Source organism: Pseudomonas mandelii, assembly GCF_002251635.1.
Taxonomy (GTDB): Bacteria; Pseudomonadota; Gammaproteobacteria; order Pseudomonadales; family Pseudomonadaceae; genus Aquipseudomonas; species Aquipseudomonas mandelii_B.
Genome location: NZ_NMOJ01000017.1, coordinates 1 through 14,214 on the forward strand (window position 1 = coordinate 1; position 14,214 = coordinate 14,214).

Consider the following 14,214-nt stretch of genomic DNA (forward strand, 5'->3'; position numbering starts at 1 on the left):
TGATTGAACTNGACCAGCTCACGCCTCAGGAGCTGTTCAGTCGCGCCTGGCAGGACAGCTACGGCAGCGAGGTCGATGAGCAAACGCTGAAGGACTTTGCCGAGCTGTTGCAGGATGTGCAGATGGAGAGCGAACAGCCATGAAGATCCTCGCCATCCGCCTGAAAAACCTCGCCTCCCTGGCAGGCCCGTTTGAAATCGACTTTACCGCCGAGCCCTTGGCGAGTGCCGGCCTGTTCGCGATCACCGGGCCGACCGGCGCGGGCAAAAGCACCTTGCTCGACGCCTTGTGCCTCGCCCTGTTTGGTACCGTTCCTCGGTTGAGCAACGCCCAGGTGTCTGCCAAGGCACCGGACGCCGATGGCGAAATCAGCACCGGCGACCCGCGTACCTTGCTGCGTCGTGGCACCGGCGAAGGCTATGCGGAAGTGGATTTCGTCGGCATCAGCGGTCGTCGTTACCGCGCGCGCTGGGAAGCCAATCGCGCCCGGGAAAAGGCCGGCGGCAAGCTGCAAGCCAGCCGTCAGAGTCTGCGCGACATCGATCAGGATCAGTTGTTGGCCAGTCAGAAAGTCGAGTTCAAAACCCAGCTAGAACTGGCCCTGGGCCTGAATTTCGAACAGTTCACCCGCGCGGTGTTGCTGGCGCAAAGCGAATTCAGTGCCTTCCTCAAGGCCAACGATAACGAGCGCAGCGAGCTGCTGGAAAAGCTCACCGACACCGCGCTCTACACCCAGTTGGGCCGTCGCGCCTTCGACAAGGCCAAAGAGGCGCGTGAAGCGCACAAGCTGTTGCAGGACCAGGCCACGGGCGTGACGCCGCTGTCCCCCGAAGCCCGGGCTGAGCTGGATGAGCGCTTCAACGAGGCGCAGCAGCAACTCAAGACCCAGCAAGCGCAGCTCAAACAGCTTGAATTGCAGCACACCTGGCTCAAGGACCTGCGGCAATTGCAGGACGAGCAACAGAGCGCCACCGAACAGCTGACCAGCGCCCGGCAGCATTGGGAAAGCCTGGCCGGCGAGCGGTTGAAGCTGACTCGCCTGGAGCAACTGGCCCCGCAACGGCACCAGTTCGCCCGCAAGACTGAACTCACCACCCAGCTCACCCCGTTGGCGGCGCAGATTCAGCAGCACACCCAACAGCAAGCCGAGTTGAGCGAGCGGCAGGCGCAACTCGAACAGAGCTTGAGCGCTGCGCAGACCGCGCTGGTCGAAGCCCAACGCCAACACACGGCAAAAGCTCCGTTGCTGCGCCAGGCCTTTGAAGAGCAAAGCACCCTCGCCCGGCTGGTCAAAGACGTCAGTGTGAGTGCAGAGCACAAGCAACAGGCGGAACTGGCCAGCACTCAAGGGCAGAACACGATTCAGGGCCTGCTCGAGCAACAAAAACAGGTGGCTGCACGTCTGGAGCGGATTGCCGGGGAGCTTGAGCAAAGCACGCATTTAGCGCCGTTGAGCGAGGCGTGGAATGCCTACCGTGATCGCCTGCAACAGCTGATGCTGATCGGCAATCGCTTGAACAAGGGCCAGGCTGAACTGGCAGCCCTTGAGCAAAGCGCCGCACGTGCCGGCGAAGAACTGGCGGCTCAAAAGCAGCATCTGGAAGTGCTTTATAAAGAGGCCGGTGCCGAGCCCGAAGCCGTGGCCGAACAGATCCAGCTGCTGGGCAACCTGTTGCAGGACAACCGCAAACAACTGCGGGCGTTTGAAGAACTGACACGGCTGTGGGCCAGCCAGCAGGAGATCGACAAGCGCAGCGCCGAGCTTTCGCAACGCCAGCTCAGCGCTCAGCAGGAACGTGATCGCCTGACCCAGGACGGTGTGAAGACCAAGAACGACCTGGTCGTCGCCGAACAGACCCTCACCGTCACTCGCGAACTACTGGAACGTCAGCGTCTGGCCCGCAGCGCCAGCGTCGAAGAACTGCGCGCACAGTTGCAGGACGATCAGCCCTGCCCGGTCTGCGGCAGCCCCGACCACCCTTATCATCAACCCGAAGCGTTACTGCAAAGCCTCGGTCGCCACGATGAAAGCGAGCAGGCCAACGCGCAGAAGGCCGTTGACCTGCTGAAAGAGAAACTCACCGATTTGCGTGGCGAAGTCGGCGGTTTGATCGCCCAGCAAAAGGAGTTCCTGCAGCAGCAGGAGCAACTCGCCACCCAGCAACAAGGCCTGACGCCGAGCCTCGAAGCGCATTCGTTGTCGACGCAACTGCTGGCTCAGGACGCGAGCAAACGAGACGGTTGGCTGGCGCAGCAAAACAGCCAGTTGAACCAGAGCATCACCCAGGATGAACAACGGCAAACCGCCCTGCTCACCTTGCAACAGGACGCGGCTCGCCTTCAGCAACAACTGCGCAGTGCCGAAGCGGCAAGCCAGCAAGCGACGCAGCACTTGAGTAACCAACAGCGTGAGCTGGGCAGTGATCGCCAGCGCCTGGACGAAGAGCTGAGCGCCTTCAGCACCCTGCTCCCGGGCGAGACACTGGAGGCCTTGCGCAACGAACCCGCCGCGACCTTCATGCAACTCGACCGGCAGATCGCCCAGCGCCTGGAGCAACTCGATCAGCAACGCGATGAGCTCAGTGAACAGCAACAACGCCAACAGACACTGGAAAAAGAACAGGACCGCCAACTGGCCCGCGCCCAGGCACTGGAAGCGGCGCAACAGCAATTCACCGTCCTTGCCGAGCAACAGCAGGCTTGCCAGGAACGGCTGACGCAATTGCTGGGCGAACACAGCAGCGCCGAACACTGGCAACAGCGACTGGATCAAGCCGTCGAACAGGCGCGCAATGCCCAGGCAACGGCCCATCAGGAACTGCAAACCGTGCGCACGCGGTTAGTCGAACTGGCCGCTGAACTCAAAGCCAGACAAGAGCGCCTGCTGGCCCTGGAAACCGAAGACCGCGACCTGAGCGCAAAGATTGCCGACTGGCGCGCCTTGCATCCAGAGCTCGACGATGGCGGACTGGAAGCGCTGCTGAGCGTCGACGACCAGCAAATCAGCGAACTGCGACAGCACTTGCAGCAAAGCGAAAAAGCCATCGAACAGGCCAACGTGCGCTTGCAGGAACGGGATCAGCGCCTGCTCAATCATCAGGCGCAACACAATGGCAATCTCGACGCCGAACAACTCGCCACGGCTCTGACAGACCTGCAAAACCTGTTCGCCGCCAGCGAACACCGGTGCGCCGAACTGCGTGCCGAACAGGCCGAGGATCAGCGTCGGCAGAATGCCAACCAAGTGTTGGCCGAGCATATCGCCAAGGCGTATGACGAGTGGCAGCGCTGGGCACGCCTGAATGCGCTGATCGGCTCGGCCACCGGCGACACCTTCCGCAAGATCGCCCAGGCCTACAACCTCGACCTGTTGGTGCACCACGCCAACGTGCAACTGCGCCAGCTGGTGCGCCGCTACCGTCTCAAGCGTGGCGGCAGCATGCTCGGGTTGCTGGTGATGGATACGGAGATGGGCGACGAATTGCGCTCGGTGCANTCGTTGTCGGGCGGCGAGACGTTCCTGGTGTCGCTGGCGCTGGCGCTGGGCTTGGCGTCGATGGCGTCGAGTACGTTGAAAATCGAGTCGCTGTTTATCGACGAAGGCTTTGGCAGCCTCGACCCGGAATCGCTGCAATTGGCGATGGACGCCTTGGACGGCCTGCAGGCACAAGGCCGCAAGGTGGCGGTGATCTCTCACGTGCAGGAAATGCACGAGCGCATCCCGGTGCAGATCCAGGTCAAGCGCCAGGGCAATGGCTTGAGCACCCTGGAGGTCAAGTGAGCAAGCTGTACTCGTTCCGCCGCTGCCCTTACGCCATGCGAGCGCGCATGGCCCTGCGCTATTCAGGCGTTGCGGTACAGATTGTCGAGGTCAGCCTGAAAGCAAAGCCTGCCGAGATGCTCGAGCTCTCGGCCAAGGGCACGGTCCCGGTGCTGAGTGTCGACGGTCAGGTGATCGATGAAAGCCTGGCGATCATGCACTGGGCCTTGGCGCAGAACGACCCGCAGGACTGGTTGCTCAAGGATGATTCTGCCGGGCAACAGCTGATGGTCGCGTTGATCGAAGAGAACGATCAGGCGTTCAAGGTGCATCTGAATCGCTACAAGTACGCCGAGCGTTACCCCGAGCAGCCGATGGAAACCTATCGTGCTGCGGGTGAGGTGTTCTTGCGCAAGCTGGATGAGTTGCTGGAGGGACGCGACTACTTGCTGGGCGGGCATCCGAGTCTGGCGGATGTGGCATTGATGCCGTTCATACGGCAATTCGCCCATGTCGATCGCGAGTGGTTCGGGCAGACGCCTTATGTGCGGTTGCAGGCGTGGTTGCAGCGGTTTTTGGAGTCGACGTTGTTTGTAGGCGTGATGCAGAAGTAATCGAACACCCAGTGGCCGCTGGCTCTTAGGCGAACACTTCACACATTTCCAGCACCGAGCAATCCACCTGGAACGGCCCGAAAAAATCGTCTTGGCGCTTGATAGGCGGATTGCCTGCCAGCAGCCCAAGCGATTTTGCGGTTTCAATGTTTCGCGCCAGGTTGTGATTGGCTTCGATGGACCGCGCAACGGAACCTGCTGAACCCTGCCCTATCCCCAACAGGGATGCGCCATTGGTCATGAACGCCAAGAAGGCGATGACCCAGAGTTTGCCCCCTTTCATGCCCCCGCCACTCCCGCCAAGTCCTCGTGATCGACCTGCACGTTTTGAGCGCGGTGTTCGAACTGGATGGCGGGATAAGCGACCTGAATGGGTGCTTCAACGGTGTGCTGCAATTGAGACGAAACGCTGACGACCAAGACCAGGGCCACGTAAAGACCTATGGCCAGGTAGGCGCCGTATTTGGCAGAAGTGATGATTGAGCTGGCCATGGTGTTCTCCGTGGGCATGTTTCAGAGCCCACAGAATCGATCAAAAAAGCGGTGACAACCACTCAGGGTTTTCCATAGTCACCATCAGCTTCGTTAATCATTAAGCCAGTCTATTTCAGTCTTCAATAAAACTCATCAAGCGCTCGCGGGCCGCATCCGGCTCGTCTGGAACGGGCTGGGCAGCCGAAAGAATGGGGGTGGAATAGAGAAACAGAAGAACCACTGCCAGACGCATCGCCATGCTGTCGATCCTTGTTATTAGAAAAGGAGTCAAAAACTCAGCGTCAAATCTAAACGCGTGGCTATGTGAGATCAAGCGCTTGATTGATGGCAATGTGATGCTGTCGTAAACGCGTTATGCAGGAGCGACATCACTCAGGTTTCTCGACGCTTTTCAGCCCGATCGGCGCAAGTGACTTCGCTCCTGCATAAAAGGTGCAGGGCTTGAATTTCAGGCTTGGGTCTTGTGATCCAGTGCCGCGTAGAAGTTGGCGCTCTGTTGCAGGTATTTCTGGGTGTAGCTCTGGGTGTGGGATTTTTTGTCGCTGATTTCAACGCTGGCGCTGGCTGGCAGAGCAACGGTGGCGGAGATGGCAGAAGCGGCGATGACGGAGAAGAGATTGAAGTTCATGGCGGTATTCCTCGGATTCAGTTGGCTTGCTTGCCCGGTGGGGCCGTGGAGCAAACTTAACCCTCGTGGTTGGCGCCTTGAAATCTTTTGTAGCATTAGCAGATATCAGCCTCATTAATACAAGGATGCAGGCCCCATCAACCGGGGCCTGCGGCCTAATGACGCACCAGGAACTTGAGGTCGCTCGGGGCATCCATCGGCAGTTTCTGTACGGTTTTACCCAACAGACCGGTCTTGGCATCGCGTTCGACCACGACAATCTGGTTGCTCTTTTGATTGGCAATCAGCAAAAACTGGCCACTCGGGTCGAGGCTGAACTCGCGCGGGTGATCACCTTCCACCGAACGACGCTGCAGCTCCTTGAGGTGGCCGGTCGCAGGATCGATGGCAAACACCAGCAGCTGATTGGCGGTGCCACGGTAGCTGACGTAGAGGAACTTGCCATCGGCCGAGGCGTGCAGCGCAGCGGCGGCCTTGTCGGAGACAGGCTGGCCCGCGGCCAGATCAACCATCTGGGTTTGCTCAAGCTTGCCGTTCTGGTAATCGAACACCGCAACCTGAGCGCTCATCTCGGTGGTCAGCCAGGCATGCTTGCCATCGGCGCTGAACAGCAAGTGGCGCGGCCCGCTGCCGGCGGGCAACTGGACGGACGCCGGGGTGGCGGCAACCAGCGGCAGCTGCGGGTTGGCCTTCGGATCGAAGCGGTAGACAAAAATCCTGTCGGCGCCCAGGTCATTGGAGAACACGTACTTGCCGTCCGGCGAGGAAACCGTCGAATGCACATGCGCCGACATCTGCCGCTCGGGATTGACCCGGCTCGACGGGTGACTGCTCAGCTGCACCACCGGCTTGAGCGTGCCATCGGCGCCCACCGGCAACACCGCCAGCGTGCCACCCGGATCTTCAACCACCGAATAGTTGCTGACGAACAAATGACTGGCGTCACCGCTGAGGCTCGAATGGGTCGGCTCGTTGCCCAGGCTCTGCACCTGGTTGATCAGGGTGAGCTGATGGCTCTGCGGGTCAATGCTGTAGCTGCTGACGCGCCCGACCGGGTCTTTCTGGCCCGGGCCGTTCTCGTTGACCACGAACAGGCGCTGCTGATCCTTGGAAACGGTCAGCCACGACGGATTTTCACTGGTGACCACTTGCAGCGGCTTGGGGTTGATCTGCCCGGTGGCGCTGTCGAAATTCAGGCGATAAATACCCTCGCTCTGCCCCGCCGTGTAGGAACCGACCAGCAACTGATAGTCGTCGGCCGATGCAGCCTCAATGCCCATCGCGCCGATGCTGCCGGCCATCAAAAATGGCCAGAGCTTATGCATCCTCACGCTCTTCTTCCTCGTCGTCATCACCGCGAAATGCGGTCATGCACACCAACCGGTGCTCGCCGGAAGCACCGGTGATCAGCCAGCTTTGCAGGGTTGGATCGAAGGTTGCGGCCTCGACCTCGGCCGGGGTGAACTCCCAGTGTTTTGACACGCGACCGTCGAGGCATTCGATGTGCAGATTGTCGTCTTCATCGAGGGAGAATTCGAAGGCGTGCAGCCCGTCGATTTCCACCATATCGCAGTGTTCGAGGGTGGCGAGCAAGGTGTCGGTTGCGGCAGTCATGGCAGTCAATCTTTGAATGGGAAAGACGCAATGATAGCTCAATGTGGGGGCGGGTTTGTGCCGGTCACAAAACTTGCTGATGACACTAAATACTGTGGGAGCGGGCTTGCCCGCGATAGCGATTGAACAGTCAACATTGTTGTTGATGGTTAGTCCGTCATCGCGGGCAAGCCCGCTCCCACAGGGATTGTGCTTGGCTGTTAGAGGGCGTCGCGGGAAGACTTGCCGTCCACCAGACGCTGGATTCGCAGCGGGTTGGCGTTCTTCAACGGTTCTGGCAGCAGGCTGTCGGGATAGTTCTGGAAACACACCGGCCGCAGGAAGCGATCAATCGCCAACGTGCCCACCGATGTGCCACGGGCATCGGAGGTCGCCGGGTATGGGCCACCGTGGACCATCGAATCGCACACTTCAACACCGGTNGGGTANCCATTGAGCAGGATCCGTCCGACCTTTTGCTCCAGCAACGCCGTCAGCTCGCCGAACTGTTCGAAGTCCGCCGGCTCACCAATGATCGTCGCCGTCAGCTGCCCGTGCAGGCCGTTCAACGCGGCACTGAGTTGCGCCTGATCCGCCACTTCGACAAACACCGTGGTCGGGCCGAACACTTCTTCCTGCAGCACTGCATCGCCATTGATCAACAGGCTGACGTCAGCCTTGAACAACTGCGGATGCGCCTGATTGCCTTGCTGTGGGCTGCCGGCCAGATGCTCGATGCCCGGGTGAGCAAGGAGTTTTTGCAGGCCGTTGCCATAGCTTCCCAACGTCCCGGCATTGAGCATGGTTTGCGCCGGCTGATCGCCGATGAGGCCTGCCACCTGCTGCACAAACGCGCTGAATTGCGGCGAGCGAATCCCGATGACCAGACCGGGATTTGTGCAGAACTGACCGCAACCCTGCACCACCGAAGCGGTCAGGTCACGGGCGACGGTGTCNGCGCGAGCCTGCAACGCCTGGGGCAACACAATCACCGGGTTGATGCTCGACATCTCGGCGAACACCGGGATCGGTTGTGGACGTGCGGCAGCCATGTCGCACAACGCGCGGCCACCCTTCAGTGAACCGGTAAAACCGACCGCCAGAATCGCAGGGTGTTTGACCAGCGCTTCGCCGACTCCGCCGCCGTAGATCATGTTGAACACACCGGCCGGCATGCCGGTTTTTTCCGCCGCGCGAATCAACGCATCAGCGACCAGTTCGGCAGTGGCCATGTGGCCGCCGTGAGCCTTGAATACCACCGGGCAACCGGCGGCCAGCGCCGACGCGGTGTCGCCCCCTGCGGTGGAGAACGCCAACGGAAAGTTGCTCGCACCAAACACCGCGACGGGCCCAAGGCCGATGCGGTATTGACGCAGGTCCGGACGGGGCAGCGGCTGGCGATCCGGCAAGGCCTGATCGATTCGCGCGCCGTAGAAATCACCGCGACGCAGCACTTTGGCGAACAGACGCATCTGCCCGCTGGTGCGCCCGCGTTCGCCTTGAATACGTCCGGCCGGCAATGCCGTTTCGCGGCAGACCACCGCGACGAAGTCATCGCCCAAGGCGTCGAGTTCATCGGCAATCGCATCGAGAAATTGCGCGCGACGTTCAGCGCTCAGGCTGCGGTAAGCCGGGTAAGCCGCCGCAGCGGCCTTGGCCGCCGCATCGACTTCCTCAGGCGTGGCCTGGAAGAAATCATGAGGCAAGGCTTCGCCGGTGCTGGCATCGACGCTCTGCAGTTTGACGGTGCCGGTCGCGCTGCGCAGGCCGCCAATGTAGTTGTGACCAAGAATCCGGGTCATGGGTGTCTCCTTTAAAGGGTGCCGACGGTGCCGGGCTCGAACGCTGCTTCAACCGGTGCGATCCCGTTGATCAACGGTGCGCCGAACTCGGCCTGACTGATCTCGAACACATCACCCGGTCGGGTGCGAATGCCGTCGGCAAAGGACAGGGTCGCAGTGCCGAAGAAATGGATGTGCACATCGCCCGGCGTGAGGAACTGGCGGTATTTGAAGTGGTGGTATTCGAGGTTTTCCAGGCTGTGGCACATGTTGGCCTCGCCACTGAGGAATTCGTTCTGCCAGATCACTTCTCCGTCGCGCAGGATGCGGCTGGTGCCCGCCAGGTGCTGGGGCAACTCGCCCACGCGCAATTCGGGGCCATAGCTGCAACTGCGCAGTTTGGAGTGAGCCAGGTACAGGTAGTTCTTGCGCTCCATCACATGGTCGGAAAACTCGTTGCCTACGGCGAAGCCAAGGCGATAAGGNTTGGCGTCGTGACCGATGACGTAGAGACCACTGAGTTCAGGCTCTTCCCCCGCGTCTTCGGCAAAGGGTGGCAGCGGGAATGGCTGGCCCGGACGCACGACGATGCTGCCGTCGCCCTTGTAGAACCATTCGGGTTGTACGCCCGCTTGGCCGGCGGCGGGTTTGCCGCCCTCCACGCCCCATTTGAAGATGCGCAGGGTGTCGGTCATGGCGCTGTCGTCACCGACTTGCTTGTGCATCTTGTCTCGCGCCGAAGCACTGCCCAGGTGGGTCAGGCCGGTGCCGCTGATCAACATGTGCGCCGGGTCCGGGTGATCCAGCGGAGGGAGGATCCGCAGTTGGGCCAGCAGCTCTGCGTAGTCATGGCTAATGCCCAGGCCCAGGGCTTTCACCTGCTGCTGCAGATTGACGCCTGCCTCGATCGCCGCCAGGGCCAGGTCCCGGACGGTGCGCGCATCCTGCACTTCGCGGATCAGCCCCTCCTCGACGACGCCTACGCGACGCTCGCCGTTACTCAGTTCGAACTGCACTAAACGCATGGATTTTCTCCTGTTATTCAAAACACCACTGGCNAGTGTGTGCGAGCCTGCTCGCGATGATGGCGGCACATCCAACGTTAATGTGACTGACGGTCCGCCATCGCTAGCAGGCTAGCTCCCACNGGGGATCACAAAATGTGTGTCAGGTACGGGTCGCGCCTCGGGCACTGGCGGCGAACTGGTCGGCCGACAGAACATGCTTACGTTCAAGCAACCTATACACCACGCCGGTCAACACCAACCCAAACACCATCACCCCCGACAGGAAGTACAGCCCCGAGGCCAGGTTGCCGGTGTATTCCTTCAGTGCACCGATCACGAACGGACCGATGTAGCCGCCGAGGTTGCCCACCGAATTGATCAGCGCAATGCCCGCCGCCGCACTCGCACCGGCAAAGAACCGGCCCGGCAAGGTCCAGAACACCGCCGTGCAGGAAAACAGCGCAAACGCCGCCAGGCACAGCGCGGCCATTTGCAGCACCGGCACACTCAGCCAGGCGCTGAGGAACAGGCCGATGGCGCCGAGCACATAGAGCACGGCGAGGTGGCCGTAGCGGTCGTTCAAACGGTCGGAACTGCGCGGGATGATCAGCAGGCCGATGATGCCGAAGATGTACGGCACCGCGGAGATGAACCCGGTGACCAGGTCACTGCCGCCGAACTGCTTGATCAACGTCGGCAGCCACAGCCCCAGCCCATAAATGCTCAAGGTCACCGGCAGGTAGAACAGCGCCAGCAACAACACGCGTGTGTCTTTCAGGGCGTGCAGCGGATTGCCGTGACGGGTCTGGCCGTAGGCCTCAAGGTCCTTTTTCAGCTCGCCGGTCAGCCAGTCTTTCTCGGCCTGGTCCATCCATTTGACTTGCTGGGGGCCGTCCGGAAGGTAGCGCAGCACGGGCCAGGTGAGCAGCAGCGCCGGGGTGCCGATCACGATAAACAGCCACTGCCAGCCGTGCAGCCCAAGAATGCCGTCCATGCCCAGCAAGCCGCCGGACACCGGGCCGGTGATCATCATCGCGATGGGTTGGGACAGGATGAACAGCCCGAGAATCTTGCCGCGATGGCGTACCGGAAACCATTGGGTGATGTAGTAGAGAACGCCCGGAAAGAACCCGGCTTCCGCCGCGCCGAGCAAAAAGCGCATCACATAGAAGCTGTGGGGGCCCTGCACGAATGCCATGCCGATGGTGATGGCGCCCCACGTGAGCATGATGCGGGCAAACCAGCGCCGGGCACCGAAGCGGTCGAGCATCAGGTTGCTGGGGATCTCGAACAGGAAGTAGCCAATGAAGAACAGCCCCGCGCCCAGGCCATACGCGGCGTCACCGATACCGACGTCGGCGCCCATGTGCAACTTGGCAAAGCCCACTGCCGAGCGGTCCACATAGGCGATCAGGTACAGCAGGATCAGGAAGGGAATCAGTTTCAGCGTGATGCGCCGAATAAGCCGCAGTTCCTGGCTCATGGGGTCGATCTCCGATTGTTGTTTTTATAGAACCTCGGGGGACGCCTCTCGCTGAAAACAGCCAGGGCCATCCCTCCGTTGAAAGCGACTATATAGTAATACTAATTAACCAACAACACTTCCAAAGCGGCGAAATTGCGCTTATGTTACGCCTTAGCTCGAACAATATAGTCATACAATAAGAGAATCGATCATGTCTGATAANAAGCCCGCCCTCCGCTCCGCCCAGTGGTTCGGCACCGCCGACAAGAACGGCTTTATGTACCGCAGCTGGATGAAGAACCAGGGCATCGCCGACCATCAGTTCCACGGAAAACCGATCATCGGTATCTGCAATACCTGGTCTGAGCTGACCCCGTGCAACGCGCATTTCCGCCAGATTGCCGAGCACGTCAAACGCGGAGTGATCGAGGCCGGTGGCTTCCCCGTGGAATTCCCGGTGTTCTCCAACGGCGAATCCAACCTGCGCCCCACCGCCATGCTCACCCGCAACCTGGCGAGCATGGATGTGGAAGAAGCCATTCGCGGCAACCCCATCGACGGCGTAGTGCTGTTGACCGGCTGTGACAAAACCACCCCGGCCTTGCTGATGGGCGCGGCCAGTTGCGACGTGCCGGCCATCGTGGTCACCGGCGGGCCGATGCTCAACGGCAAGCACAAGGGCCAGGACATCGGCTCGGGCACCGTGGTGTGGCAGCTCAGCGAACAGGTCAAGGCCGGCACGATTACCCTGGACGATTTCCTCGCGGCCGAGGGTGGCATGTCGCGCTCGGCGGGCACCTGCAACACCATGGGCACCGCGTCGACCATGGCGTGCATGGCCGAGGCACTGGGCACTTCCCTGCCCCACAACGCGGCGATCCCGGCGGTGGATGCGCGGCGTTACGTGCTGGCGCACATGTCCGGCATGCGCGCGGTGGAGATGGTGCGCGAAGACTTGAAGCTGTCGAAGATCCTCACCAAGGAAGCGTTTGAAAACGCGATCCGCGTGAATGCGGCCATCGGCGGCTCGACCAACGCGGTGATCCACTTGAAAGCCATTGCCGGGCGTATCGGCGTCGAGCTCGACCTCGATGACTGGACCCGCATCGGTCGCGGCATGCCAACCATTGTCGACCTGCAACCGTCCGGGCGCTTCCTGATGGAAGAGTTCTACTACGCCGGCGGCCTTCCAGCGGTATTGCGCCGCCTCGGCGAAGCCAACCTGATCCCGCACCCGAATGCTTTGACCGTCAACGGCAAGTCCCTGGGCGAGAACACCAAGGACTCGCCGATCTACGGCCAGGACGAAGTGATCCGCACCCTCGACAACCCGATCCGCGCTGACGGTGGCATCTGCGTGCTGCGCGGCAACCTCGCGCCCCTNGGTGCAGTGCTCAAGCCATCCGCAGCCAGTGCCGAATTGATGCAGCATCGCGGGCGGGCGGTGGTGTTCGAGGACTTCGACATGTACAAGGCGCGCATCAACGACCCGGCGCTGGACGTGGATGCCAACTCGATCCTGGTCATGAAAAACTGCGGACCCAAGGGCTACCCGGGCATGGCCGAAGTCGGCAATATGGGTTTGCCGGCCAAACTGCTGGCCCAGGGCGTGACCGATATGGTGCGTATTTCCGACGCGCGCATGAGCGGCACCGCCTACGGCACGGTGGTGCTGCACGTGGCGCCGGAAGCCGCTGCCGGCGGCCCGCTGGCCACGGTGAAGGAAGGCGACTGGATTGAACTCGATTGCGCCAANGGGCGTTTGCACCTGGACATCCCCGACGCAGAGCTGGCCGCGCGCATGGCCGACCTGGCGCCGCCGCAGAAGCTGATCGTCGGGGGCTACCGTCAGCTGTACATCGACCACGTGCTGCAAGCGGATCAGGGCTGCGATTTCGACTTCCTGGTCGGCTGCCGCGGCTCCGAAGTGCCCCGCCACTCTCACTAATCAAATCCCCCTGTGGGAGCGGGCTTGCTCGCGAAAGCGGCCTGACATTCAACATCTATGGTGTCTGACATACCGCCATCGCGAGCAAGCTCGCTCCCACATTTGATTTGCACTTGCCTCAAGATTGCGCCGCGCCTGTTATCATGCGCGGCATCTCCATCGCACAGGATCGCGCCGTTCCCCATGGATTACCGCAAACCCTCCGACCGCAAAAGCATGCACTCGCGCATCGTCCAGGAATTGGGCATGCAGATCGTTTCCGGGCGCTTCAAACCGTGTGACAAACTGCCCGCCGAAGCCCTGTTGTGCGAGGAGTACGCGGTCAGCCGCCCGGTGCTGCGCGAAGCCACCCGGGTGCTGGTTGCCAAAGGCCTGGTGTATTCCCGTCCGCGGGTCGGCACCGTGGTCAAGCAGCGCAAGGAATGGCACATGCTCGACCCGGATGTGCTGCACTGGCTGATGCAAAGCAGTCCGCAGAATGAGTTCTTCGATTTACTGACCAGCGTGCGCAGCATCATCGAACCCGCTGCTGCCGCCCTCGCCGCGCAGTTCGCAACCGATGCGGACATCGCCTCCATCGGTGAAGCCTACCAACGCATGGAAGCCGCGCCGACGCCTGAAGCGCTGTTGCAGCCGGACCTGGATTTCCATAGCCGCATCGCCGATGCGACCCACAACGATCTACTGGCCAACCTGTGCAACATGCTGTCGGTGGCAATCGCCGAAGCATTGAAGCATTCCAACCAGCGGCCGAACCTGCATGAACTGGCGCTGCCTAGGCACAAAGCGATCCTTACAGCGATCGAGAACCGCGATGCGCTGGGTGCGCGGCATGCGACCCTCGTTCAGCTCGACGATGCGCGCAGTGCGCTGAACGTCGTGCTCGGCACGGATCCCTCTTAACCAACGCAATCCCCTGTAGG

General features: G+C 61.2%; 13 protein-coding genes and 1 pseudogene. 5 read left to right on the plus strand and 9 right to left on the minus strand.

Annotation, left to right across the window (positions count from 1 at the left end):
• From B7L09_RS02825 to B7L09_RS02835, 3 genes and pseudogenes are all read left to right on the plus strand, one after another.
• Positions 1-143, plus strand: a pseudogene (locus tag B7L09_RS02825) (exonuclease SbcCD subunit D); the annotation flags it as partial.
• Positions 140-3,781 carry an SbcC/MukB-like Walker B domain-containing protein gene (locus tag B7L09_RS02830; protein ID WP_094467637.1) on the plus strand — a complete coding sequence of 1,214 codons (3,642 nt, stop codon included), beginning with the start codon at positions 140-142 and terminating at the stop codon, positions 3,779-3,781. The pseudogene B7L09_RS02825 and the gene B7L09_RS02830, both read left to right, overlap by 4 nt.
• Positions 3,778-4,374, plus strand: coding sequence for a glutathione S-transferase (locus B7L09_RS02835; RefSeq protein ID WP_094467638.1), 597 nt, complete (start codon positions 3,778-3,780; stop codon positions 4,372-4,374). The genes B7L09_RS02830 and B7L09_RS02835 overlap by 4 nt, the downstream gene beginning before the upstream one ends.
• A 25-nt stretch (positions 4,375-4,399) precedes the next feature.
• On the opposite strand, the gene B7L09_RS02840 is transcribed toward B7L09_RS02835, so the two are convergent.
• The 9 genes from B7L09_RS02840 to B7L09_RS02875 all read right to left on the minus strand — a co-directional run bounded on the left by B7L09_RS02840 (position 4,400) and on the right by B7L09_RS02875 (position 11,361).
• The gene (locus B7L09_RS02840) at positions 4,400-4,657 is read right to left on the minus strand and encodes a hypothetical protein (RefSeq protein WP_094467639.1); all 258 of its coding nucleotides are present in this window, start codon (positions 4,655-4,657) and stop codon (positions 4,400-4,402) included.
• Entirely contained in the window at positions 4,654-4,866 is a 213-nt protein-coding gene (locus tag B7L09_RS02845; RefSeq protein ID WP_094467640.1) for a hypothetical protein, read from the minus strand. The genes B7L09_RS02840 and B7L09_RS02845 overlap by 4 nt, the downstream gene beginning before the upstream one ends.
• Before the next feature lie 115 nt (positions 4,867-4,981).
• On the minus strand, positions 4,982-5,107 hold the full coding sequence (locus B7L09_RS32205; protein ID WP_255141673.1) for a hypothetical protein: 126 nt from the start codon (positions 5,105-5,107) through the stop codon (positions 4,982-4,984).
• 210 nt (positions 5,108-5,317) lie between these two features.
• Positions 5,318-5,497, minus strand: coding sequence for a hypothetical protein (locus B7L09_RS02850; protein WP_094467641.1), 180 nt, complete (start codon positions 5,495-5,497; stop codon positions 5,318-5,320).
• A 155-nt stretch (positions 5,498-5,652) separates the two neighbouring features.
• Positions 5,653-6,828 (minus strand): lactonase family protein, encoded by a 1,176-nt coding sequence (locus tag B7L09_RS02855; RefSeq protein WP_094467642.1) that lies wholly within the window; start codon positions 6,826-6,828, stop codon positions 5,653-5,655.
• Complete coding sequence (locus tag B7L09_RS02860) at positions 6,815-7,111, minus strand: DUF5629 family protein (RefSeq protein WP_094467643.1); 297 nt, start codon at positions 7,109-7,111, stop codon at positions 6,815-6,817. The genes B7L09_RS02855 and B7L09_RS02860 overlap by 14 nt, the downstream gene beginning before the upstream one ends.
• A gap of 200 nt (positions 7,112-7,311) precedes the next feature.
• The gene (locus tag B7L09_RS02865) at positions 7,312-8,892 is read right to left on the minus strand and encodes an aldehyde dehydrogenase (NADP(+)) (protein WP_094467644.1); all 1,581 of its coding nucleotides are present in this window, start codon (positions 8,890-8,892) and stop codon (positions 7,312-7,314) included.
• A gap of 11 nt (positions 8,893-8,903) precedes the next feature.
• Positions 8,904-9,896 (minus strand): AraD1 family protein, encoded by a 993-nt coding sequence (araD1, locus tag B7L09_RS02870; protein ID WP_094467645.1) that lies wholly within the window; start codon positions 9,894-9,896, stop codon positions 8,904-8,906.
• 142 nt (positions 9,897-10,038) lie between these two features.
• Positions 10,039-11,361, minus strand: a complete 1,323-nt coding sequence (locus B7L09_RS02875) for an MFS transporter (protein WP_094467646.1) — start codon at positions 11,359-11,361, stop codon at positions 10,039-10,041.
• 193 nt (positions 11,362-11,554) lie between these two features.
• Here B7L09_RS02875 and B7L09_RS02880 point away from each other — a divergent pair, with 193 nt between their 5' ends.
• The gene (locus B7L09_RS02880) at positions 11,555-13,291 is read left to right on the plus strand and encodes an IlvD/Edd family dehydratase (protein WP_094467647.1); all 1,737 of its coding nucleotides are present in this window, start codon (positions 11,555-11,557) and stop codon (positions 13,289-13,291) included.
• A gap of 183 nt (positions 13,292-13,474) precedes the next feature.
• Positions 13,475-14,194, plus strand: a complete 720-nt coding sequence (locus B7L09_RS02890) for a FadR/GntR family transcriptional regulator (RefSeq protein ID WP_094467649.1) — start codon at positions 13,475-13,477, stop codon at positions 14,192-14,194.
• Positions 14,195-14,214 lie beyond the last annotated feature (20 nt).